This is a genomic window from Cupriavidus necator A5-1, assembly GCF_000744095.1.
In the GTDB taxonomy this organism is placed as follows: Bacteria; Pseudomonadota; Gammaproteobacteria; order Burkholderiales; family Burkholderiaceae; genus Cupriavidus; species Cupriavidus necator_A.
In genome coordinates this window covers 4,307,536-4,330,311 of record NZ_JQLI01000001.1, presented here as the reverse complement: position 1 = coordinate 4,330,311, position 22,776 = coordinate 4,307,536, and the positions used below count along the sequence as shown (strand labels likewise).

General features: G+C 67.0%; 17 protein-coding genes. 11 read left to right on the top strand and 6 right to left on the bottom strand.

Going from position 1 to position 22,776, the window contains the following annotated elements:
* Positions 1–450: 450 nt before the first annotated feature.
* Complete coding sequence (locus K307_RS19250) at positions 451–2,514, top strand: polysaccharide biosynthesis protein (RefSeq protein ID WP_230625771.1); 2,064 nt, start codon at positions 451–453, stop codon at positions 2,512–2,514.
* A 148-nt stretch (positions 2,515–2,662) separates the two neighbouring features.
* On the opposite strand, the gene K307_RS19245 is transcribed toward K307_RS19250, so the two are convergent.
* The 5 genes from K307_RS19245 to K307_RS19225 all read right to left on the bottom strand — a co-directional run bounded on the left by K307_RS19245 (position 2,663) and on the right by K307_RS19225 (position 7,418).
* Entirely contained in the window at positions 2,663–3,691 is a 1,029-nt protein-coding gene (locus K307_RS19245; protein ID WP_230625769.1) for a GNAT family N-acetyltransferase, read from the bottom strand.
* Positions 3,688–4,728, bottom strand: coding sequence for a hypothetical protein (locus K307_RS19240; protein ID WP_042880485.1), 1,041 nt, complete (start codon positions 4,726–4,728; stop codon positions 3,688–3,690). Before K307_RS19240 ends, K307_RS19245 begins: the two co-directional genes overlap by 4 nt.
* A 65-nt stretch (positions 4,729–4,793) precedes the next feature.
* Positions 4,794–5,597, bottom strand: a complete 804-nt coding sequence (locus tag K307_RS19235) for a phosphatase (RefSeq protein WP_230625767.1) — start codon at positions 5,595–5,597, stop codon at positions 4,794–4,796.
* Positions 5,597–6,781, bottom strand: coding sequence for a DegT/DnrJ/EryC1/StrS family aminotransferase (locus K307_RS19230; protein ID WP_042880483.1), 1,185 nt, complete (start codon positions 6,779–6,781; stop codon positions 5,597–5,599). Before K307_RS19230 ends, K307_RS19235 begins: the two co-directional genes overlap by 1 nt.
* Before the next feature lie 37 nt (positions 6,782–6,818).
* Positions 6,819–7,418: a sugar transferase gene (locus K307_RS19225; RefSeq protein WP_042880482.1), complete on the bottom strand. Its 600-nt coding sequence runs from the start codon at positions 7,416–7,418 to the stop codon at positions 6,819–6,821.
* A gap of 198 nt (positions 7,419–7,616) precedes the next feature.
* On the opposite strand from K307_RS19225, the gene K307_RS19220 reads away from it, so the two are divergent.
* The 7 genes from K307_RS19220 (at position 7,617) to K307_RS19190 (ending at position 17,126) form a co-directional block, all read left to right on the top strand.
* On the top strand, positions 7,617–8,852 hold the full coding sequence (locus K307_RS19220) for a glycosyltransferase (RefSeq protein WP_230625766.1): 1,236 nt from the start codon (positions 7,617–7,619) through the stop codon (positions 8,850–8,852).
* 274 nt (positions 8,853–9,126) lie between these two features.
* Positions 9,127–10,266 carry a glycosyltransferase gene (locus K307_RS19215; protein ID WP_042880481.1) on the top strand — a complete coding sequence of 380 codons (1,140 nt, stop codon included), beginning with the start codon at positions 9,127–9,129 and terminating at the stop codon, positions 10,264–10,266.
* The gene (locus tag K307_RS19210; protein WP_080745066.1) at positions 10,244–11,407 is read left to right on the top strand and encodes a glycosyltransferase family 4 protein; all 1,164 of its coding nucleotides are present in this window, start codon (positions 10,244–10,246) and stop codon (positions 11,405–11,407) included. Before K307_RS19215 ends, K307_RS19210 begins: the two co-directional genes overlap by 23 nt.
* Before the next feature lie 150 nt (positions 11,408–11,557).
* Positions 11,558–12,835, top strand: a complete 1,278-nt coding sequence (gene tviB / locus K307_RS19205; RefSeq protein WP_042880478.1) for a Vi polysaccharide biosynthesis UDP-N-acetylglucosamine C-6 dehydrogenase TviB — start codon at positions 11,558–11,560, stop codon at positions 12,833–12,835.
* A gap of 46 nt (positions 12,836–12,881) precedes the next feature.
* Positions 12,882–13,967: an SDR family oxidoreductase gene (locus tag K307_RS19200; protein WP_042880477.1), complete on the top strand. Its 1,086-nt coding sequence runs from the start codon at positions 12,882–12,884 to the stop codon at positions 13,965–13,967.
* 18 nt (positions 13,968–13,985) lie between these two features.
* On the top strand, positions 13,986–15,995 hold the full coding sequence (gene asnB / locus K307_RS19195; protein ID WP_042880475.1) for an asparagine synthase (glutamine-hydrolyzing): 2,010 nt from the start codon (positions 13,986–13,988) through the stop codon (positions 15,993–15,995).
* A gap of 12 nt (positions 15,996–16,007) precedes the next feature.
* Entirely contained in the window at positions 16,008–17,126 is a 1,119-nt protein-coding gene (locus tag K307_RS19190) for a glycosyltransferase family 4 protein (protein ID WP_042880473.1), read from the top strand.
* On the opposite strand, the gene K307_RS19185 is transcribed toward K307_RS19190, so the two are convergent.
* Positions 17,089–18,645, bottom strand: coding sequence for a hypothetical protein (locus tag K307_RS19185; protein ID WP_230625764.1), 1,557 nt, complete (start codon positions 18,643–18,645; stop codon positions 17,089–17,091). The genes K307_RS19190 and K307_RS19185 overlap by 38 nt on opposite strands.
* 331 nt (positions 18,646–18,976) lie before the next feature.
* On the opposite strand from K307_RS19185, the gene K307_RS19180 reads away from it, so the two are divergent.
* From K307_RS19180 to K307_RS19170, 3 genes are all read left to right on the top strand, one after another.
* A complete protein-coding gene (locus K307_RS19180; protein WP_230625763.1) occupies positions 18,977–20,185 on the top strand; it encodes a carboxylate--amine ligase in 1,209 nt (402 codons plus the stop codon).
* Complete coding sequence (locus K307_RS19175; protein WP_051974967.1) at positions 20,182–21,495, top strand: NAD(P)-binding domain-containing protein; 1,314 nt, start codon at positions 20,182–20,184, stop codon at positions 21,493–21,495. The genes K307_RS19180 and K307_RS19175 overlap by 4 nt, the downstream gene beginning before the upstream one ends.
* A gap of 96 nt (positions 21,496–21,591) precedes the next feature.
* Positions 21,592–22,674 carry an acyltransferase family protein gene (locus tag K307_RS19170; RefSeq protein WP_155301176.1) on the top strand — a complete coding sequence of 361 codons (1,083 nt, stop codon included), beginning with the start codon at positions 21,592–21,594 and terminating at the stop codon, positions 22,672–22,674.
* The last annotated feature ends 102 nt before the right edge of the window (positions 22,675–22,776 follow it).

Sequence of the window (22,776 nt, the reverse complement as noted above, 5' to 3'; positions counted from 1 at the left end):
CGACCCGCCATCTGCGCCCTCCTGGCGCCCGATGTTCCCGCATTGCCTTGCCTGCAGCGCCACGAAACCGGCGCCCCGGAGCCCGGCGTGCGTACCCGTTTCTGCGCAACCGGCCTCGCCATCTGGCCTTCGCCTAAACCACGTTCGGCAGCGCACGTAGCCTAATTGCGGCACCCCGTGCAGACACGATAGCTTTCGAGGAAAGGAAATCACACCGGCACAAAGTGCCGCATGCCGCGGCGGCAACCCGCGGCATGGTTGGGCGTCGCCCGTTGCCGCCACGCCTGCCGGACAGCAGATGAGCCGTGCCATGGACACACCGATATGGAAGCATCAAGAGGTTCCCGCCCCCTGCAGGCTGTGGGGCGTGCGGGCAGCAATGACGATGGCGGCAGCGAAGCCGTCCCCGCGGGCCGGACAGGCCAGGACGACGATGCAGGGAGCCCGCACATGACAAGCCTGCGCTCCCTGAGCCCGGTATCCCTGTCGCGTCGGCAGAAGATCCTGATGATGATGACAGTCGATCTGCTGGCCCTGCCGCTGTGCTTCATGCTGGCCCTGCTGCTGCGCTCCGGCAACCAGGAGCTGATCGTGCAGTATGGCGTGCTGCCGCCGTTGTTCATCGCGGCGTGCACGATCCCCGTGTTCTCGTTCAGCGGCCTGTACCGGACCGTGCTCCGGTACATCGACCTGAAGGTGCTGTGGGTCGCCGGCCTCAGCATGGCCGCCCTGGTCGGGCTGACCTACGGCGTGTCCTGGCTGATGAACGACAGCCGGCTGCCGCGCGCCGGCCTTCTGATCTACTGGTTCATCGCGTTCGCCTACGTTGTGATCTCGCGCTTCCTGATCCGTGCCATGCTGCGGCGCACTGCGTTGTGGCGCAACGCGCGCAGCCGACCAACCCGGCGCGTGGGCATCTACGGCGCAGGCGAGGCCGGTTTCCAGCTTGCCAATGCCATGCGCGCCAGCGTCGACCACGAGGCCGTCTGCTTCTTCGACGACGACCGCTCGCTCGACAACCACACGTTCGCCGATTTGCCGGTGCTCCATACCTCGCGCCTGAGGACGGAGCTGCAGCGGCTGGGCATCGACGAAGTCGTGCTGGCGGTGCCATCCCTGTCGCCAGATCAGCGCAAGCGGATCCTGGACAAGCTGCACCGGTGCGCGGTGAGCGTGCGCACCCTGCCTACGCTGCTGGAACTGGTAGACCGCAAGATCACCATGCAGTCGATCCGTGAAGTCAAGCTCGAGGACCTGCTCGGGCGGCCTCCCGTGCCGCCGCGTGAGGCGCTGTTCGCCAAGTGCACGCAGTGCAAGGTCGTCATGGTGACTGGCGCAGGCGGTTCCATCGGCAGTGAGCTGTGCCGCCAGGTCGCCTCGCAGCAGCCGCGCAAGCTCATCCTGCTCGACCATTCCGAGTGGGCGCTGTACATGATCGAGCAGGACCTGCGCCGGACCTTCCCCGGGGTGCCGCTGATGGCCCGCATCGGCTCGGTGTGCGACGCCAACGCGGTGGCCGCAGCGATGCAGGGCCAGCAGGTCGATACGATCTACCACGCCGCGGCGTACAAGCACGTTCCGCTGGTCGAGGACAACATGCCCGAAGGCATTCGCAACAACGTGCTGGGCTCGCTCACCATCGCCAACATGGCCGATCGCTTCGGCGTGCAGACCTGCGTCCTGATCTCGACCGACAAGGCCGTTCGGCCCACCAACGTGATGGGCGCGAGCAAGCGCATCGCGGAGCTGATCTTCCAGGCCGCCGCGGCCAGGCCCGGTACCCGCACGGTCTACTCGATGGTCCGCTTCGGCAACGTGCTCGGGTCTTCCGGCTCGGTGGTTCCGCTGTTCCGCAGCCAGATCGAAGCGGGCGGGCCGATCACGATCACCCACCCGGATGTCATCCGCTTCTTCATGCTGATTCCCGAGGCCTCGCAACTGGTGATCCAGGCCGGCGCAATGGCGCGCGGCGGCGAGGTGTTTGTTCTGGACATGGGGCAGCCGGTGCGAATCGTGGACCTGGCCCGGACGATGATCGAGATGGCGGGGCTGGTGGAACGCAGCCGCAAGAACCCGAACGGGGACATCGAGATCTCGTTCGTCGGCCTGCGCCCGGGAGAAAAGCTTTACGAAGAGCTGCTGATCGGCGGGAATGTCACGCCGAGCGAGCATGAACGCATCATGTGCTCGCAGGAGCCGCGCCTGGAGGAAGCGGAACTGCGGGAAAAGCTGACCCATCTCTACGCGGCCTGCGACTCCCGCGACGAGCTGAGGATCCAGACGATGGTGCAGTCGATCGTGCCGGAATACGCTCCGTACACCTCGCTTGGCGAATCCTCCCACAAGCCGGAACAGGCCGCGCCTTCGGACAGCAGTCAGGGCAGCCAGGGGAGCCAGGGGAGCCACGATGTGCAGGACGACACCAGGGCGCCGCGGCAGCTCGGGCCGCGGCCGGTCGCGCTGCGCCGGGTCGCGTATCCGGCGGGCAGCCAGCCCGAACCAGCAGCGAAGTAGAACCGGCGCGGCTCCTGGGCTCGGGCAAGCTCGCAATCAGGCCACCGGGTTCTGCGCGACTTTACCCCCAAGTGAGTGCGCCCTGCCGGGCGCACCACAAGAAAAAGGCCGCGTCAAAGGGCGGCCTTCGCTTCTCACACCTGCACGCTTACCGGCGATAAGCCGGGAAGAACCCGCTCAAGTCCTCCAGCACCGAGGGGGTGCCGCCGCACAGTGCCTGGTACCTGTCGGGATCCACCACCACGCGCTGCGTGCAGAATACATGGGTGTCCGGCGAAAACCCGCGCTTGAAGCGGAACAGCGAATCCTCTGCCGATCCGCCGAGGCCTCCACCGAGGTGGTAGTACCGGTGCCCCTGCTCCCGTCCCCACTGCCGGATGGCGTGCAGCATGATCTTGCTTGGCTGCCGGTGCCGGTATCGAGCGTCAATGCCCATCAGGTGGCCCTGCAGGATGCCGCCGGCCCCGGACACCGTGACCGTCGCGCCGCCGATGATCACTCCCTCCTCCTCTGCCACAAACAGCCGCAGCCGGTCGCCGAGTTCCCGAGCCAGGCTGTAGTGGTAGGCGTCGTCGAAAAAGTAGTAATCGGAGGCACGCAGCCTGTCCATCGACGCATTGTACAGACGGATGAAATGCGGCAGCGTTTCCAACGTCTCGTCCATCCGGACCGTGACCCCAGCCCGCATTGCCTTGGAAATCTCCAGCCTGTGCCCGTGCGAGGTGTCCCGCCAGTGCTCGGCCTCGCTCTTGGACAGGTCGATCGAGATCGTCAGGCCATGCTCGATCAGCGTGCCGATGGAACTGCTCCATTGCGCATTGACGATCGGATTCAGCCGGATGAAGCACGAGACACAGCCCTGCCCGCGCAGCAGCTCCATGGCCGCCGTCATTGCGTCGTCAACGAACGACCCCGGAGCGTCGTCGCTGACGAGCGGGCCGGCAAACCCATAGGGTGAGCTCGCATCCCAGTCCTTGCCGTTGATGTCCCGGTTCAACAGCGGCACGAACAGCTCGTGGCTACCGTCCGTGACGTGAACGGCAAACGGCTTGCCGCCGCCTTCATGCTGCGCCGCACGCAGCCATCCCGGCATGTGATGGCTGTCATGCTGGCAACGCTGGAGCACCGCGAGCCATTCGGCGCTGGAAGTCTCCAGCAGATTGGTCTTCATCATCATCGATCCTCGTCAGAAGTATCGGGATTGGCGGCAATGCGCAGGATGATCTCGCCAAGGCGCTCGATGTCGCGCGGGCCATAGCGATAGTCGGCATGCACGGCCAGGATGCGCTCGGACAGCCGGCGGTTGTCATCGGGGGCGCCGGGCCAGGTCATGGGCCACAGGACCGCCGGGTAGACATTGGTCCCGATCAGCCGCTGCCGGATGCGGTCGCGCTGTGGCGCGTCGGCGCACAGCAGGATGCCGTAGGCCGGCGTTTCCTGCCATTGCATGCCGGCGGGCAGGCCGGCCATGCAGCCGCCCAGCAGCGCCAGGTTATCGCGTCGCCGCTGCCGCATCCGGCCGAGATCAAGCGCCGGTGCCAGCACGCGCGTGAGCGCCGATGGCCCGGAGATCTCGGCATCGCTGCGCAGGTTGGCCTCTCCTTCGCCGGCAAGTGCCAGGAAGGCCGCCTTGGCGACTTGCGCGCCTGCCAGGTAGGCTGCCTTCATCGACATGGCGGCGGCCACGCTGGCGGCGGCGCGCACATGCCCCGGGGTAGGCGCAAGGGCGTGGGTGAACGGCTGCCCGGCCGGCGGCCGCACCAGTCCCCCGTCGGGCACGGGCAATGTCTTGCGCAGCGACGCGAACACATAATCCGGCGCTCGGGCATATGACCAGTCGGCGAGCAGATCGTGCGAGCGGTCGAGCAGGACGCTGCCGCCCTGCACTTCAACTTCGGCCCGCAGGCCGAAGTATTCGGGAACGATGGCCGCTTCGTCCGGCGCCAGGAACAGCGGCGTGGGGCCGCCGAACGGAGCGTGCGGATACAGGCGGACGTCGATGTCGCTGGCGAGGTCGTCCAGTACCGCATGACAGTAGTAGCTGGGCGCGCAGAGCCGCCGCCAGCCGCGTGAGCGCCCCTGCGCCACAATCGCGCGCAGCGCATCGCGCCCGGTGCCGGTCAAAAGGTCGCCCGGGCGCAACCAGGGCTCTCCGCCCAAGGGGGCCGCAGGATCGAGATGAAAGAATGAGCCGAATTCCGAGGCAGGTTTCATGGGTGTCATCCCGCGTGCTCGATGAGAATTCCGTGCGAAGGCCATGTGGCTACCCGATGTGCCCCTCAGCACGCAGCGCATGACCTGGTTACGTGCCGCATGCGCAGTGACGCGGGCCCGCGCGATCCCGGTCTGAGGACATGGCTATCCCGCCTGTCGCGGACGGTACCGGGAGGGCCGACGCCCATGGCAGAGCCGGCCTCATACGCCTCCCCCCTGAAAAACCCCACGGAAACGACCCGCCTCCCCGTTGCAGGATCCGGGTCGATACTGCGCCAGTATTCGCCGGTCGCACCGGTCCACTTCATGGCGCGGCTGTGCAACGCGTCCTGCATGTCTTCGACGGCGTCGCGCGGATCGAACAGCAGCGCCAGGGGCAGCAGCATTGCCACGGTCGCGCCAACGTGGACGAGCCCGACCGGCTGCCAGCGCCACAGCGTCATGCCGGCCACCGCAAAGCCGACACACAGCCCGATCAGCGACTCGCCGACCGTATGGTGGAAATCCGTCACCAGCACCACCGGCATGAACAGCGCCAGCCCCACCCCCGTCGCCAGCCCGAGCCATGCCGTGTACCTGCCCAGCACGGAGCCCAGCAAAATCAGCAGCACGGGATACACCGCGGCTGTCAGCATCGCATGCCCGCTGAGGCTGTAGACGCCGATCGACGGGAGGGACCAGCCGGTGTAGCTGAACGCGGACTTGGCCGCCATCAGCAGCGCGGCGCCGAGGCCGAACGATACCGTCCAGCGCAACGCGCGCCACCCCTGGCCGGCCACGATCAAGCAGACTGCGATCCAGACCGCCAGCGGCAATGCCACACGGCTCTCGCCAAAATAGAGGTAGTGGTTCCACAGGAAATTCGTCATCAAGCCGCCGCGCGCGTCGCCTGCTCCATCACGCCAAGCACCACCTCCCCGGTCTTGTGCACCTCCTCGTGCGTCAGCGTGGGATGCACGAGGAACATCAGGCTGGTCTCGCCCAGCGCCCGCGCAACCGGCAAGCGTGCGGCCGGGCGCAATCCGGTTCCGTCGAAGGCCTTTTCCAGGTAAACCTCGGCACAGCCGCCCGTATAGCAGGGCACCCCTGCTGCGTTGATGGCAGCCATGATGCTGTCGCGGCTCCAGCCCTCGGCGAGGCGCTTCGGCTGCACGAATGCATGGAGCTTGTACCAGGCATGCTGCACGCCGGCAGGCGGCAACGGCACGTGCAGGGCGTCGCAGCCTCCGAGCGTGTCTGCCAGTGCCATCGCGTTGGCGGTACGCCGGGCGTGCCAGTCCGCCATGCGCCGCAGCTGGATCCGCCCGATCGCGGCCTGCATCTCGGTCATGCGCCAGTTCGTGCCGAAGGAGTCGTGCACCCAGCGGAAGCCCGGCGGATGCACGCGGTCATACATGGCCTCCCAGCTCTTGCCGTGATCCTTGTACGACCACATGCGCGACCACAGCACGGGATCGTTGGTGGTGACCATGCCTCCCTCGCCCCCCGTGGTCATGATCTTGTCCTGGCAGAAGGACCAGGCCCCGACATGGCCGATGGTGCCAACCATGCGTCCCTTGTAGACGGCCCCGTGCGCCTGTGCGCAATCTTCTATCACCTTGAGCCCGTGCTCGCGTGCCAGCGCCATGATGGGATCCATGTCACATGGCAAGCCCGCCAGGTGCACGCAGATGACGGCGCGCGTGCGCGGGGTCAGCACGGCGGCAATGGTTCGGGCGCTGAGGTTGCCGCTGTAAGCATCGACGTCCGCGAACACCGGCGTCGCCCCCGCGTTGACCACGCAGGAAACGCTGGCCAGGAAGGTCCGGGGCGCGACAACCACCTCGTCGCCCGGCCCGATATCCAGCGCGCGCAGCGCCACATCAAGCGCCAGCGTGCCATTTGCCAGGGTGATGGCGTGCCCGGCGCCGCACCAGGCCGCGAACTCCTTTTCGAAGTCGCGGCACTCGGTGCCGGTCCAGTAGTTGACACGGTTCGAGAGCAGCACGCGCTGCACTGCATGCGCCTCTTCCTGGCTGAAGCTCGGCCAGGGTGAGAATCCGGTATTGAGCATTGCCAGTTTCCAAGGTTTGCGGTGCGGGCCACGGTGCCTATGGCGTCTTCTCGCTCCCGCAGAAGCGGGTCGCCGAGACTTCGCCTTCAGCGCTGATGTCCTCCTTGGCAAGCACCGTGCCGATCGTGTGCCACAGGATTCTGAGATCCAGCCAGAACGACTGGTGATCCACGTACCAGACGTCCAGACGGAACTTCTCCTCCCAACTCAGTGAATTGCGCCCGTTGACCTGGGCCCAACCCGTGATGCCCGGCTTGACAGCCAGCCGCCGCGCCTGTTCCGCCGAGTAGAGCGGCAGGTAGAACGTAGGCAGCGGGCGCGGCCCGACCAGGCTCATCTCTCCCTTCAGCACGCACCAGAGCTCAGGCAGCTCGTCGATGCTGGTGCGCCGGATCACCCAGCCGAACGGCGTGATGCGTTCCGCGTCAGGCAGCAGCTCGCCATCGGCTCCGCGCTCGTCCGTCATGGTGCGGAACTTGATGACTTCGAAGGGCTTGCCATCGAGACCGGCCCGCGTCTGCCGGAAGAAGACGGGGCTGCCAAGCTTCCAGCGAACCAGGCCCATCACGATCAGAAGAGGGAGCGCCAGCACCAACAGCGCCAGAGACGCGAGGACGACATCAAGAACACGCTTCATGATCCTTTCCCACCTTCTGAACTGTTTCGAGGAGTTATCTAATCGGATTCGTCCGCCCCTGTGAAGCACCCAGGACCGTCGGAACGTGGCTTGCACCACAATGCTCCGCCGGTCATCCGCCTGCGTTCGGCACCGAACAGATGCCGGCCTGCCGGTGCGATAGGGTGCGTGGCGCCACGTCATGCCACCGGAGACAAGATGGATCAGCGCCAACACGGGAAGCACAGCGGGCCGATGCGGATCCTGCTGCTCGTCACCTGCCTGCAGCTGGGCGGCGCGGAACAGCAAGTGGCTGCGCTCGCGCGCCAGTACGTGGCGCTGGGACACCAGGTATCGGTGGTCAGCCTGCTGCCTGGCAGCGACGTGGCGCTGCCGGAAGGCGTCCAAACCGTGATGCTGGCGATGCGCAAGACGCCAGTGTCACTACTGGCCGCGCTCACCCGGGTGCGCCGGTTCGTGCTGCAGTGGCGCCCGGACGTCGTCCACGCCCACATGATTCACGCCAACCTGTTCGCCCGCATGCTGACGCGCCTGTGCCCGGTCCCGGCCACGATCTGCACGGCGCACAGCTTCTTCGAGGGCGGTGCGCTGCGCATGCTGGCCTACCGCCTCACCGATCGCTGGACCGATCTCACCACCCACGTCAGCGCCGAAGGCCGCCACGTCATGATCGAGTCCCGCGCGGCGCCCGAACAGCGGATCATCGTCGTCCCCAACGGCATCGATACGGCCCGCTACCGCCCGGACGCGCAGGCGCGGTCCGTCGCGCGGGCCGCGCTCGGCCTGCGCGGCGACGAGCAACTCGTCCTCAACGTGGGCCGGCTCGTATGGGAAAAGGCGCAGATGGACCTGATCGATGCTTTTGCGCAATTGTCCCCCGCGCCCGGCACGGTGCTGATGATCGCCGGCGACGGCCCGCTGCGCGACACGCTGGCGCAGTGCATTGCCGGACATGGCCTGGGCGGCCGGGTGCGGTTGCTGGGCAGGCGGCAGGACGTGCCGGCCCTGCTGAACGCAGCGGATCTGTTCGTGCTGTCGTCACGGATCGAAGGGATGCCGCTGGTGGTGGGCGAAGCGCTGGCGTGCGGCTGCCCGCTCGTGGCCACGGACGCCTCTGGCGTAGCGGCGATGGTGGGCGGCGCCGGCACCGTCGTGCCGCGCGGGGATCCGGCCGCACTGGCCCGGGCCATGCGCGACGCGCTCTCGCGCGGACGTGGCGCCTCCGCGGACGAAGCGGCACGACATCGGCACATCGATTCCGTTTTCAGCATCGAGGCCATCGCCAACACCTGGTTGCAACTGTATGCGACCTGCACCCGCACCGGCGCAGCACCCAACCTGGCGTCCCCGATGCCACCGCGCACTGGCGGTGATCCGGCAGGTTCGGCGGGCCTGCACAGCGGGCGGCGGCCTGCATCCTGGCCGCCACGCTGAACCTGTCCGCCGCGGCTGGCTGCACCACCGCCACCATGGCAAACGGACTGGCCAGGCACCGCTCCGCACCCAGATCCTCTGGCGCAAGCGCCTGATGCTTACGAAACGTGCCTGTTCCCACAGAACCTCGCCGGACGTCCTGGCGCCGGCTCCGGGCTTGCGTTCGACGCCGAACGGATACCGCCCTGCGGGTGCGATAGCGTACCTGGGACCGCACGAACCAGGCACCGGAGCCAAGATGGATCAGAGCCAACACGGAAAACACATCCGACCGATGCGAATCATGCTGCTCATCACCTGCCTGCAACTGGGCGGCGCGGAGCAGCAGGTGGCCGCGCTCGCGCGGCAGTACCGGTCGCGAGGACACGCGGTCTCTGTGGTGAGCCTGATGCCGGGCTGTGAGCTGCCGCTCCCGGAAGGCGTCGAAACCCTGATGCTGAATATACGCAAGACGCCGGTGGCGTTGCTGGCCGCGCTCATGCAAATCCGGCGGTTCGTGCTGCGCTGGCGCCCGGACATCGTCCATTCCCACATGATTCACGCCAACCTGGTTGCACGCTTGCTGACGCGCGTGTGCCCGGTCCCCGCCACGATCTGCACGGCACACAACTACTTCGAGGGTGGCGCGTTGCGCATGCTGGCGTATCGCATCACCGACCGCTGGGCCGATCTCACCACCCAGGTCAGCGACGAAGGCCGGCAGCGCATGATCGACGTGCGCGCGGCCCCCGCGTCGCGCATCATCTACGTGCCCAACGGCTTCGATATGAAGCGCTACCGGCCCAGCGCCGATCGGCGCGCCACCACCCGTGCCGAGCTCGGCCTGCGCCCGGACGACCGGTTCATCCTCAACGTGGGCCGGCTGGTACCTGACAAGGCGCAGACCGACCTGATCGATGCCTTCGCGCAGGCATCCCTCGGGGACGACACCCTACTGATGATCGCCGGCGAAGGCCCACAGCGCGATGCACTGGCGCGGCGCATCGAGCAGCACGGGCTGACCGGACGCGTGCTCCTGCTGGGCAAACGAATGGACGTGCCAGCGCTGCTGAATGCGGCGGACCTGTTCGTGCTGTCATCGGTGATCGAAGGGATGCCGCTGGTCGTGGGAGAGGCGCTGGCGAGCGGCTGCCCGGTCGTCGCCACGGATGCCTCGGGTGTCCCCGCCATGATCCGCGGTGTCGGCACGCTGGTCCGGCGGGGAGATACGCCGGCGCTGGCACGTGCAATTCGCGACGCTGTCTCGCAAGGGCGAGGAGAGGCTGCCGACGAGGCAGCGCGGCACCAGCACATCGCGACTGCGTTCAACATCGAGGTCATCGCGCGCGAATGGCTGCGTCTGTATGGCAGGTACGCAAGCGCCAGCGCGCCGGCACTAGTGGAGGCCACCGATGCGCCCGCGCGCTGCCACTAATGCGGGCGGGCAGCGGGAAACCGGCACCGCGCAAGGGCCGGCGATCTGCTTTCTCACCGGAACGCTGAACGTATTCGGCGGCGCCGAGCGCATGACCGCCACGGTGGCGAACGAACTGGCCATGCGCGGGCACCGCATCCACATCCTCAGCTTGTGCGATTCACGCAGCTGCTTCCCGCTCGACCCCGCCGTCCGGCATGCGGCGCTGTTCGACCAGCGCCCCTCCTTCCGCACGCACTTCCTGCACACCGTCGCCGGCATTCGCCGCTACCTCAGGCAGCATGGGATTACCTTGCTGGTGGAAGTCGACCCGCTGCTGACGCTGTTCACGCTGCCGGCATGCTTGGGGCTCGGCGTGCGCCGCATTGCCTGGGAGCACTGCAACCTCGACCAGGACCTGGGCCTGCCGGTGCGCCGCCTTGCGCGCCGCCTGAGCGCACGCACTTGCCAGCGGATCGTGGTCCTGACCGAGCTGGACCGCGAGAAATGGGTACGCAACCTGCGCTGCAGCAATGTCGAAGTCATCCCCAATTCGCTGACGTTCCCCCTCCCCCCCGAGCCCGCTGCACGCACGTCCCGTACGGCCGTCGCCGTGGGGCGCCTGACCGACGTCAAGGGTTTCGATGTGCTGCTGCAGGCGTGGGTGCCCATCGCCAATGCCTTTCCTGACTGGCGGCTGCGGATCGTGGGCAACGGCGAATTGCTTGCCTCGCTGACACAGTTGCGCGATCGGCTTGGCCTGCAGGAATGCGTGCGCCTCGAACCGGCGCGCAGCGATATCGAATCGGTGTACCGGGACGCTGCCATGTTGTGCCTCAGCTCCCGGTATGAAGGCTTCTCGCTGGTACTGGTGGAGGCAATGGCGTATGGCCTGCCGATCGTCGCCACCAACTGCGAGACGGGCGTGAGGGCCTTGCTCACCCACGGCGAAAACGCCCGGCTCAGTCCGGTCGACGATCCCGCCGCGCTGGCGCGCGAGATCGCGGCGGTCATCGCCAGCCCCGAGCTTGCCGCCCGCCTGGCCGACGCCGGCCGCCGGAACGTACACAAGTTCGCGCCGGGCGAGATCGCCATGCGCTGGGAACGCCTGCTGTCCCGCATATCAAAGGAAACCGGCACAAACGAAATCGGCGTGGCATGACGCGGGCTGCAACTGCCGCACGCGTGTGGGCTTGTGTACGCCAAGACACGAACCCCCACGCACGGCGTGCTGCCTGCGCATGATAATTTTCACGAGCCTGGCCTTCCATGCCCCCTCCGACAGGCTCGTAAAACTCGGAAGATCACTGTCATGGACTTCAGTCACGCACAAGTCGCCATCATTGGGCTGGGCTATGTCGGCCTGCCGCTCGCGGTGGAGTTCGGCAAGCAGCAGCCGGTCGTGGGCTTCGATATCAATGCCGCGCGCATCGAAGAACTGCGCTCCGGCCATGACGCGACGCTGGAGGTCCGCGCGGACGAGTTGCGCAGCGCACGCCACCTGCGCTACAGCAGCGATCCCGACGCGCTGAAGGATTGCCAGGTCTTTATCGTGACCGTGCCCACGCCGGTGGACCGGGCCAAGCGCCCCGACCTGACACCGCTGATCCTGGCGAGCGAGACCGTGGCCAAGGCGATGGCGCCGGGCGCCGTGGTGATCTACGAATCGACCGTGTACCCGGGCGCTACCGAGGAAATCTGCGTGCCGGTCCTGGAACGGCACAGCGGCCTGAAATTCAATGTCGACTTCTTCTGCGGATACAGCCCGGAACGCATCAACCCCGGCGACAAGGAGCACCGGCTGCCGGATATCCGCAAGATCACCAGCGGCAGCACACCCGAGGTCAGCGAGGCCATCGACGCGCTCTATCGCAAGATCATCGTTGCCGGCACGCACCGGGCGAGCAGCATCCGCGTGGCGGAAGCCGCGAAAGTCATCGAGAACACCCAGCGCGACGTGAACATCGCGCTGATGAACGAACTCAGCCTGCTGTTCCACAAGCTGGAAATCGACACGCTCGAAGTGCTCAAGGCCGCCGGCACCAAGTGGAACTTCCTGCCGTTCCGTCCGGGCCTGGTCGGCGGGCACTGCATCGGGGTCGACCCCTACTATCTCACGCACAAGGCGCAGGAGGTCGGCTACCATCCGCAGGTCATTCTCGCCGGGCGGCGCATCAACGACCGCATGGCGATCCATGTCGCCGACGAAGTGGTGAAGCTGATGCTGCGCCGGGGCATTCCGGTGCTCCGCAGCCGCGTCCTGGTGCTTGGCCTGACGTTCAAGGAGAACTGCCCGGACGTGCGCAACACCAAGGCCGTGGACATCGTGACGACGCTGCGCGGCTACAACGTCGAGATCGACGTCTACGATCCCTGGATCAATGTCGAGGACGCGGAGGAGGAGTACGGGCTGGCATGCCTGCGCGAGCTCCCGCGGCACGACCACTACGATGCCATCGTGCTGGCCGTCGCGCACCATCAGTTCGTCACCATGGGCGTGCGGGCGATCAAGGCCTTTGGCAAGGCGCACGCGGTGCTGTTCGACGTGAAGGGCATCCTGCCGAGGAGCGAGGTTGACGGACGCCTGTAGTCATGCACGGAAACCCACCCGAACCCGCGCCACGGAACAACAGCCCATGCACGACAACGCCTACGCGCACCTCAAGGCCCGACTGGCCGCCACGCCGCGCACGTGGCTCATCACCGGCGTCGCCGGATTCATCGGCAGCAACCTGCTTGAAACCTTGTTGCGGCTCGACCAGCGCGTGGTCGGCCTGGACAATTTCTCCACCGGGCACCGCCGCAATCTCTGCGAGGTCGAGGCGCTGGTGCCGCCCAGGCAGTGGGCCAACTTCCAGTTCATCGAGGGGGACATCCGCAACCCCGAGCAATGCCGCGACGCCATGCTGTTTCGTGCTCCCGCGCGCGAGGGCACAGCCGCCGGCCTGCATCCGGTGGACCTCGTGCTGCACCAGGCTGCGCTCGGTTCCGTGCCTCGCAGCCTGGAGGATCCCGTCTCGACCCACAGCGTGAATATCAGCGGATTCCTGAACATGCTGGTGGCCGCCCGCGACGCACAGGTCAAGACTTTCGTCTATGCGGCCAGCAGCAGCACCTACGGCGACCATCCGGGCCTGCCGAAGGTGGAAGACCTGATCGGCAAGCCGTTGAGCCCCTATGCGGTCACCAAGTACGCTAACGAGCTGTATGCCGACGTCTTCCACCGGTGCTACGGTTTGCATGCCGTCGGGCTGCGTTATTTCAACGTGTTCGGGCCGCGCCAGGATCCGAACGGTGCCTACGCGGCTGTGATTCCGAAATGGATCGCTGCCCTGCTGCGGGGCGATGCCGTCTGCATCAACGGCGACGGTGAGACCAGCCGCGACTTCTGCTACGTCGCGAACGCCGTACAGGTCAACCTGCTCGCCGCAACCAGCGAAAACCGCGAGGCGGACAAGCAGGTCTACAACGTCGCGGTCGGCGACCGCACCACGCTGACAACGCTGTTCGAGCTGCTTCGGGACGGGCTGCTGACCTACGGCGTTGCCGCCGATACCGAGCCGGTCTATCGCGCCTTCCGGGCGGGCGACGTGCGCCACAGCCAGGCCGACATCAGCAAGGCGCAGCGCCTGCTGGGATACCAGCCCACGCACCGCATCCGCGAGGGGCTGGCCGAGGCGATACGTTGGTACGTACAGATGCAACAGGCGCTGCAGGCCTGAGCGCAACCGGAAACGACAATGTGCGGACTCGCAGGATTTCTCGGCGGCTTACCCGCCCCTTTGGCGGACCGGGCGGCCATGCTGTCCAGGATGGCCAGCCAGATACGCCATCGCGGACCGGACCACGGCGACACCTGGTGCGATCCGGACCAGCCGTTCGGCCTGGCCCACCGCCGCCTGGCGATCGTCGATCTTTCTGCGGCCGGGCATCAGCCGATGACGGCAGCCAGCGGCCGCTACGTCATTGCGTTCAACGGCGAGATCTACAACCACCTTGATATCCGCGCCGAGCTGGAGCGTGCGGGGGCCGCGCCGCGATGGCGGGGCCACTCCGACACCGAAACGCTGCTTGCCGGCATCGACGCCTGGGGCGCCGATGCCACGGTCCGGAGTGCGCAGGGCATGTTCGCGTTCGCGTTGTGGGACCGGCAGACGGGCACGCTGACACTGGCGCGGGACCGGCTCGGGGAGAAGCCACTCTACTACGGCTGGCAGGCGACAGGCCAGGCCCGTACCTTCCTGTTCGGGTCGGAACTCAAGGCGCTGCGGCCACACCCGGCGTTCGAGGGCCGCATCAACCGCGACGCGCTGTGCCTGTATATGCGCCACAACAATGTGGCCGGCAGCCATTCGATCTACCAGAACGTCGCCAAGCTGCCGCCGGCGCATCTGCTGACGGTCTCGCTGGGGGCACCTGAACCCGTGCTGCGCCCCTATTGGTCGGGCGCCGCAGCGGCGCTCGATGGTGTGCGCCATCCGTTCACCGGCACCCCCGAGGAGGCCGTGGACAGCCTGGAGACGATACTGCGCGAGGCGGTGGGCCGCCAGATGATGGCGGACGTGCCGCTGGGTGCCTTCCTGTCAGGTGGCGTCGATTCCTCGACGGTGGTGGCGCTGATGCAGGCCCAGTCGTCGCAGCCGATCCGCACATTCTCCATCGGCTTCCACAACTCGGACTACAGCGAGGCCGCGTACGCCAAGGCAGTCGCGCAGCATCTCGGCACCAGCCATACGGAGCTATACGTCACGCCGGAACATGCGATGGCGGTCATCCCCGAATTGCCCAGGATCTACGACGAGCCGTTCTCCGACTCCTCGCAGATCCCGACGCTGCTGGTCAGCCAGCTGGCGCGGCGGCACGTCACCGTGTCGCTGTCGGGCGACGCCGGCGATGAGCTGTTCGGCGGCTACAACCGTTACCAGATCACTGCCGAGCTGTGGCAACGGCTGTCGCGCATCCCCTGCCCGATGCGCGCCGCCGCGGCATGGGGACTGACGCGCTTCTCCCCGCACAGCATCAACCGGCTCGCAGCCACATTCCCCATCGTTTCACGCTGGAACAATCTGGGCGAGAAGATCCACAAAGGAGCGGGCGTCATGGCCGCGCGCTCGTCAGCCGAGCTGTATCGCGGCATGGTGTCCCACTGGCCCCACCCCGAGGCGCTTGTCATCGGCGGCACGGAGCCGGCCACGGTGCTGGACAGCGCCGCGCAGCCCCTCGGCGCACTGACCGACGTGGAGCGCATGATGGCGCTGGACATGCTGGGCTACCTGCCCGACGACATCCTGACCAAGGTAGACCGCGCGGCGATGCGTCACAGCCTGGAGACGCGCATACCGTTCCTGGATCACCGCGTGGTCGAATTCGCCTGGCGCCTGCCGCTGGCCTACAAGCTGCGCAAGGAAGCCAGCGGATACACAACCAAATGGGTGCTGCGCAAGGTACTCGACCGCCATGTGCCCAGAGCGCTGATCGAGCGTCCGAAAATGGGCTTCGGCATCCCGATCGACGCGTGGCTGCGCGGTCCGTTGCGCGACTGGGCCGAGGATCTCCTTGACGAGCGGCGTCTGCGCCAGGAGGGCTACCTGAATCCGGAGCCGATCCGCAGCCGTTGGGCCGAGCATCTTTCCGGGCGCCGCAACTGGCAGCATCCGCTGTGGTGCGTGCTCATGTTCCAGGCCTGGCTGGCGCACGAGCGCGCACCGCAGCAAACCTCCCCCAGACAGGCCTGCGAGGCCGTTGCTTAGCAGGAGACCGGCATGCGCTTCCTGATGATCGCCAGCTTCGGCGAGTCGCTGCTCACGTTTCGCGGCCCGCTCATCGCCGCCTTGCAGGAAAAGGGGGTGGAAATGCATGTGGCGGCGCCAGGCCTGCCCGCGGGAGCCCCCGTGCGCACCGCGCTGGAGTCGCGCGGCGTGATCGTGCATGACGTCCCCCTCGAACGTACCGGCATGAACCCGCTGGCCGATGCGCGCTCGCTGCTCGCGCTGCATCGCCTGATGCGGCGGATCCGTCCCGACAGCGTGATGTGCTACACCATCAAGCCGGTGATCTATGGCTTGCTGGCCGCCTGGCTGGCGCGCGTGCCGCGCCGCTTCGCGCTGATCACCGGGCTTGGCTACGCGTTCCGCGAGGACAGCGGCAGAAGCAGGCTGCGTGCAGTGGTACAGCGGCTCTATGCGCTGGCGCTCACCCGCGCGCATACGACCTTTTTCCAGAACCCCGACGACGAGGCGCTGTTCCGCCGGCTGGAGATCCTGCCGGCCGGCAAGCGTTCGTGCATCGTCAATGGCTCTGGCGTGGACGTCGCGAGCTTCCAGGTCGCGCCCCTGCCCGACGACGGTCCGCGCTTCCTGCTGATCGCCCGCCTGCTTGGGGACAAGGGCGTGCGCGAGTATGCCGAGGCCGCGCGGCGGGTCCGGACGCGTCGCGCCAGCGCCCGCTTCAGCCTGGCAGGCTTCATCGACACCAGTCCCGACGCCATCGCCCAGCATGAGCTGGACGCGTGGATCGCGGACGGAACTGTCGACTACCTCGGGCGCCTTTCGGACGTCCGCCCCGCCATAGCAGGCTGCAACGTCTATGTGCTGCCCTCGTATGGCGAGGGCACGCCGCGCTCCGTGCTCGAAGCCATGGCAATGGGCCGCCCGGTCATTACCACGGATGCCCCCGGCTGCCGCGAGACCGTGGTCAACGGCGACAACGGCGTGCTGGTGCCGGTCAAGTCCGTCGGCGCGCTGGAGCAGGCGATGATGCAGCTGATCGAGGACTGGGAACGGGTCGTGCGCATGGGCCGGCGCTCCCGCCAGATCGCCGAGGCCAAGTATGACGTGCACAAGGTCAACGCCGTGATGCTGCGCGAGATGGGGTTCGAGTAGGCGCCGGCAGGCGCAAGGCACGGGCGGCACGCGTCACGATCCTGTGCCAGAGCAACCCTGCGTGGAACAGGTGGCGCTTGCCATCGACCACGATGCGGTCGCCCCAGTCTGACATGGTATGCAGGCCATCGGGGTTGAGGCGATCGCCCGTCGGGCTGACGCCCCCCACCGTCTCTTCCCGATAGAACTCCGGCGTGCAATGCACGATGCGGTTGACCGCGATGGCCTGCCCGTAGCCGCTCTTGCATACCTGCGCCACCCGCAGCAGCTGGCCGGCATCGCGCACGACCGAGCCGGCTGCGCGCGCCGATCCGTTGTCGAACCTGACCGGGTTCTGCGCGTGCGGCTGCCATGGCCCGAGCAGGTTGTCGGCATAGCACAGGCAGACGTTGTCGAACTGCCCCATCGCGACATCCGTGTAGAGCAGCCAGAAGCGGCCGTCATGCTCGAAGATGGTCGGGTCGACCGCCGCGACGTCTTCCAGCAGCACGGCGACCTGCTGCCAGCCTCCAGCCTCGTCCTGGCGGTTCAGCACGCAGCGCCGGCTCTGCGAAGACTCGGCCACGCAATACAGCGCGCCGTCGTGGCGGAACAGGTACGGAAACGACAGATGCCCGGGCAGACCCAGATCGACCGGCCCGGCGCAGGACGGCACGTCGTGCGCGTCCAGCTTCAGCCTGACGATGCGGCCGAGGCCCTGCCGCAGGTCGAGTTCCTCGCAATAGATCTCGTCTGGCCTGCCCGGCACGCCAAAGGGATCGGCCCAGCAATGCGAAGACATGCGCGTGCCGAGCCAGCGCACCGGCAGCCGCTGCGCACGCACGGCCTCGGTGAACGTCATATCGACGAGCCCGACCATCCATTGCTCGACCAGCAGGAACCCCTTGAGCTGGATTGCAGCATGACTGGCGAGCGCACGCGTGCGCCAGAGCAGGCGCTGCCCTGCGGTGGGGCGCACGCGGCGACCCTGCCATGCCGCGCGCCCTGCCAGGCCGCCAAGGGCACGGATCTCGCGCAGCGCGCCGTCTAGCAGCGATGCGCCCATGATGGCAAGGCGTTCGACCGGAACTTTCTCGCAGGGCTCGGCATAGCCGCGGGCCGTGTCGACCAGGAACACAGCCGAGTCCTTCAAGGCCACGAGTTCCAGCACGATGCCGGCGCCGTTGGCGCGCGTCTCCAGGCCGTGGTGCGGATCTCCCAGTGGCAGCCCGCGCCCGTCACACAGGCGCCACACGCCCTCGACGGCGTGGCCGCGCCAGCCCGTATCGAGCTCGCCGGTGAGGTCGACGATCGCCGTCACCGGCCCGGGCACCTGCTGCGCATGCGCGCCGTCGGAGGCACCGCGGAAATTGCCAGGCATACGCATTGCATCCGGCGCACGCACGATGATCCGACTGGCGCCCGAGGCCTGCAGGCGCTGTACCACGGATTCCTCCCATCCCGCGGGCTCTTGCGAAGTCACCACGATCACGATGACCAGGCTCTGCGGCGCAGCGGCCTCTGGAAACTGACAGGACATGTCTCCCCCTTGGCGATTGGGCGCAACGCCTCTGCCCTGTATTTAGCACCATCATGCACGGCGCCGACAGTAGCCTTAGGGTGTAGCTGCCTTCATGCTTCGGTAGGTAGTAGGCAGGAGGCCGCCGGCAGGCAAATCGCGGCGCGATGCAGTGGCGAAGCCGGCGTGTGTGTGCCCCCGTACGGATGCCCCGTTTGCGTCGAACTAGATTTGCACTGTCGACCCGGTGCCCAACGCCTTGCGTGTGCTGGCCGATGAGCGCGCGGACCAAAATCCGCTAAACCTCTCCGCACCCGCTGTACGGTACAGCGCTTATCCCCTCCTGGAGATCATGATGAAAAGCAGGCTCGATGCGGCAGAGATGCCCGCGGCGGTAGTCGTCGGCGGTGAACTCGGCGGGCTTGGACTGGTGCGGTCACTGTCAGGACAGGGGATTCCCGTCATCGTGGCAGAAACGAAGCACGCCGCGCCAGCGCTTTGGTCTCGCCATGCCCGCCGGCATGGCATTCGCAGCTTCGTGGGGCGCAACTTCATCGACGACATGGTTGCGCTGGCGCGCCAGCTGGGGCACCGGCCAGTGTTGTACCTCACTGACGAGGATGCCGTCCACAGTGTCTCGGAAGCGCGGGAGGAATTGTCGTTGTGGTACCGGTTCCGCCTGCCGTCCGCGCAGGGCGTGCGGATGCTCAGCAGCAAGGCCGCCTTCCACCGCTTTGCGCAGGACCATGACTTCCCGGTACCCCGCACGGTCATCCTGAACGGCCAGTTCGACGTGCCCCAGCTGTCTTCCCTGCACTTCCCCTGCGTGATCAAACCTGACGACAAGCGCCAGGCCCTGAGCGGGGACAAGGAGCGCGCCATCCGCGTGGAATCGCTGGCCGAGGGGCAGGACCACGCCCGCGCCATGCTGCGCACCCCCGGCGGCATCGTGGCGCAGGAGTGGATCAATGGCCCGCAGAGCAATATCTATTTCACCCTCTTCTACCGCGGCAAGGATGGCAAGGCGGCAGCGGTGTTTACGGGCAGGAAGCTGGCCTGCTGGCCGCCTGACATCGGCAGCACCGCCGTCTGCGTCGGCGCGCCGGAAGCCCACTCGGAACTCGGGCGGATCACGCTCGACTTCGCCAGGTGTGCCGGCTTCGACGGCATGGGCAGCATGGAGTACAAGTGGGACGACAACCACCAGCGCTTCGTGATGATCGAGCCGACCGTCGGGCGGATCGACTGGCAGGAAGAAATCGCCACACTGTGCGGGGTCAACATCCCGCTGGCGGCGTATCGCCATGAACTTGAGCTGCCCGACTTGCCGGGGGCCCCCGCCAATCCTGGCGCAGTCTGGCGCGCCACGTTCATCCGCGGGGCGCCGGCCGGGCTGATGGCGCCCGGCGCACGAACCTTCGACGGCTATTTCCGCTGGGATGACCCGCTTCCGGCCATCCATCAGTACTGCCTGAACCCGCCCCTCACACGCTTGCGTCAGCGGTGGAACGGCTGGTTTTCCTCCAATCGTCGCGAGCAGGTCCAACAGGAACAGCAATGATCTCGACCACGGATACCGCGATTATCGGGGCCGGCCCGTATGGACTGTCGATCTCGGCCCACCTCAGCCATCTTGGCGTGCCCCACCAGGTGCTCGGCGAGCCGATGCTTGCCTGGCGCAATTTCATGCCGCCCGGGATGCTGATGCGCTCCGAGGCCTTCGCCTCGGACCTGTATGCGCCCCACGCCGGCTACAGGCTGGAGGATTACAGCCGCCGCATGCACCTGCCGTATGCCCCGATCGGCATGCGCTTGCCGCTGGAAAGGTTTGTCGAGTACGGGCTCTGGTTCCAGTCGCAGCTGGTCAGCCACGTGCGCCCGGTGGGAGTCACGGAGCTGCGCCGCCAGGACGGCGGCTTCCGCCTGTCCCTGAGCGACGGGGGCGCGCTGCTCGCGCGGCGTGCGGTAATTGCCCTCGGGCTCAAGGGGTTCGAGCACATGCCGCCCTCCCTGCAAGGGCTGCCCAGGCCGCATGTCCTGCACTCCGGGGAGATCGGCAACCTGATGTGGGCGCGAGGCAAGCGCGTCGTGATCATCGGCGGGGGGCAGTCGGCCCTCGGCCTGGCGGCGCTGTTCAACGAGCTGGGCGCACATGTCCGTGTGCTGGTCCGCGACAACATCATTTCCTGGAACAAGGATCCGGAGATCGACCGCAGCCTGATCTCGCGGGTGCTCAGTCCCGAGGGCGGGCTGGCCCAGGGCTGGTATCCATACGTCCTGTCGGAATTCCCGTATCTGTTCCGGGCGGTCGGGCAGCGGCTGCGCAAACGTATCGCCGAGACTTCGTTCGGCCCCTCAGGCGCGTGGTGGCTGCGCGACCGCGTGGTCGGCAAGGTCGACATCCGGATGCAGACCTCCGTCCGGCATGGCACGGTCCGCAACGGCGAGGTGGTGCTGGAGGTGAGCGGTGAGAGCGGCCCGCCAACCGTCACCGGCGACCACGTTGTCGTCGCCACCGGCTTCAGGGTCGATTTGGCAAGGCATCCCTTCCTGTCGCCGGAGATCGTCGCCGGGCTCTCGCTCGTCGATGGCTGGCCCGACGTGTCGCGCAACTTCGAATCCCATGTGCCGGGCCTCTACGTCACCGGACCCGCGGCTGCGATGAGCTTCGGCCCGGTACTGCGCTTCGTCTACGGAGCCAAGTATGCCGCGCCGCGCATTGCGCAACATGTCAGCCGTTGCCATGCCGGGGAGGATGGCAGCCGCCTCGTCGAGCCGCTTGGCGTGCCACAGACCCGTGCCGAAGGCAGCCCCGGCGCGTTGACGCACCCGCCGGCGGCTTTCCAGGAAGCGAAACTCCCGGCCGAATAGGACAGGCTGGTCCCGCACAACCCTGCCATGGCCCGTTCCATGGCACCCTCGACCGGGTACTCGCGGTCTTGGCATCGAGAGCACAGGAGCCCTGCAATGAGACAATTCAAACCTCTTACGAGCCTGCGGCTGTTCCTGGCCTTATGGGTGCTGTGCAGGCACTGGTTCCATGTCTACGGACCGGAAGGCGCGTTCTTCAACATCGGCTTCACCAGCACCTTGTTCGACCACGGCTACCTGGGCGTCGACGGCTTCTTTATCCTCAGCGGCTTCATCCTCGCCTACAACTACGATCCGGCACCGGGCAAGGAGATACGGTGGCAGAGGTTCATCGTGGCTCGAATCGCCCGCATCTACCCGGTCTACCTCGTCTGCCTGCTCGCCTTCGGGCTCGCCGTGATCGCACGCGATCTGCTCCTGCACACGCACAACGTAGGCACTGGCGGCTATACCGCGGTCAGCTTCCTGCGGGAAATGCTGATGCTGAGCGCGTGGCGCTACGCGGGCGCGAGCGGATGGAATGACGTCGGCTGGTCAGTCAGCGCCGAGTGGTTCGCCTATGTATTCTTCCCTCTCTTCCTTCTGGTAGCGCCGCGGCTGAACAGGACCCGCATCCTGCTGGCCGGCGGCATGGCCCTGGCGGCGCTGGCGGTAGTGGAAGCCACCTCGCCCGATCACCTGTCGCTGAGCGGCGGCGTGGCGCGGCTGGTCCCCGAATTCCTGTTGGGGGTCCTGCTCTGCCGGCTCCGGGAAGCGATGCCGGGCCATGAGGGTTTCGCCGCCGGCGGCATACTGGCGCTATGCGTCTGCGTGCTCGGCGTCGGATTGGGCCTGGATGTCCTGTTCGTGGCCGGCGCGGCCGGGCTGGTGTTCTTCCTCTCCTACGAGAAGGATGTACTGACCCGCTTGTTTTCGCTGCGCAGCCTGGTGTTCCTCGGTGAAGTCTCCTACTGCATCTACATCGTGCAGCGCATTCCCCAATACCTGTTCGAATTCGCGCGGGGCCGGTTGGCGATCGTGGCCACCCTGCCAGGGGTAGTGCAGGCAGCGTTGCTGTTGGCGCTGACTGTCAGCATCGCCATCCTGCTTCATCTCGCCATCGAGAAGCCGATGCGCGCCTATATCAATCGCCGGATTGGTGGGAAGGCGCTGCGCGCCAAGAAGTTGGCCAGCACCTGACTTGCGGGACGGAGCGTGCGCAGCCGCCTCCAGTCCGGAGCGGGACGAGCAAAGGGAGCATGCCAGTCGCCGGGCGCAGCGCCGATCCGGTGACTGGCGGCG

Excerpts from the sequence above, each read along its gene's own strand:
- K307_RS19250 (WP_230625771.1), top strand. The coding sequence starts at position 451 with ATGACAAGCCTGCGCTCCCTGAGCCCGGTATCCCTGTCGCGTCGGCAG.
- K307_RS19245 (WP_230625769.1), bottom strand. The coding sequence starts at position 3,691 with ATGATGATGAAGACCAATCTGCTGGAGACTTCCAGCGCCGAATGGCTC.
- K307_RS19240 (WP_042880485.1), bottom strand. The coding sequence starts at position 4,728 with ATGAAACCTGCCTCGGAATTCGGCTCATTCTTTCATCTCGATCCTGCG.
- K307_RS19235 (WP_230625767.1), bottom strand. The coding sequence starts at position 5,597 with ATGACGAATTTCCTGTGGAACCACTACCTCTATTTTGGCGAGAGCCGT.
- K307_RS19230 (WP_042880483.1), bottom strand. The coding sequence starts at position 6,781 with ATGCTCAATACCGGATTCTCACCCTGGCCGAGCTTCAGCCAGGAAGAG.
- K307_RS19225 (WP_042880482.1), bottom strand. The coding sequence starts at position 7,418 with ATGAAGCGTGTTCTTGATGTCGTCCTCGCGTCTCTGGCGCTGTTGGTG.
- K307_RS19220 (WP_230625766.1), top strand. The coding sequence starts at position 7,617 with ATGGATCAGCGCCAACACGGGAAGCACAGCGGGCCGATGCGGATCCTG.
- K307_RS19215 (WP_042880481.1), top strand. The coding sequence starts at position 9,127 with ATGCGAATCATGCTGCTCATCACCTGCCTGCAACTGGGCGGCGCGGAG.
- K307_RS19210 (WP_080745066.1), top strand. The coding sequence starts at position 10,244 with ATGCGCCCGCGCGCTGCCACTAATGCGGGCGGGCAGCGGGAAACCGGC.
- tviB (WP_042880478.1), top strand. The coding sequence starts at position 11,558 with ATGGACTTCAGTCACGCACAAGTCGCCATCATTGGGCTGGGCTATGTC.
- K307_RS19200 (WP_042880477.1), top strand. The coding sequence starts at position 12,882 with ATGCACGACAACGCCTACGCGCACCTCAAGGCCCGACTGGCCGCCACG.
- asnB (WP_042880475.1), top strand. The coding sequence starts at position 13,986 with ATGTGCGGACTCGCAGGATTTCTCGGCGGCTTACCCGCCCCTTTGGCG.
- K307_RS19190 (WP_042880473.1), top strand. The coding sequence starts at position 16,008 with ATGCGCTTCCTGATGATCGCCAGCTTCGGCGAGTCGCTGCTCACGTTT.
- K307_RS19185 (WP_230625764.1), bottom strand. The coding sequence starts at position 18,645 with ATGTCCTGTCAGTTTCCAGAGGCCGCTGCGCCGCAGAGCCTGGTCATC.
- K307_RS19180 (WP_230625763.1), top strand. The coding sequence starts at position 18,977 with ATGATGAAAAGCAGGCTCGATGCGGCAGAGATGCCCGCGGCGGTAGTC.
- K307_RS19175 (WP_051974967.1), top strand. The coding sequence starts at position 20,182 with ATGATCTCGACCACGGATACCGCGATTATCGGGGCCGGCCCGTATGGA.
- K307_RS19170 (WP_155301176.1), top strand. The coding sequence starts at position 21,592 with ATGAGACAATTCAAACCTCTTACGAGCCTGCGGCTGTTCCTGGCCTTA.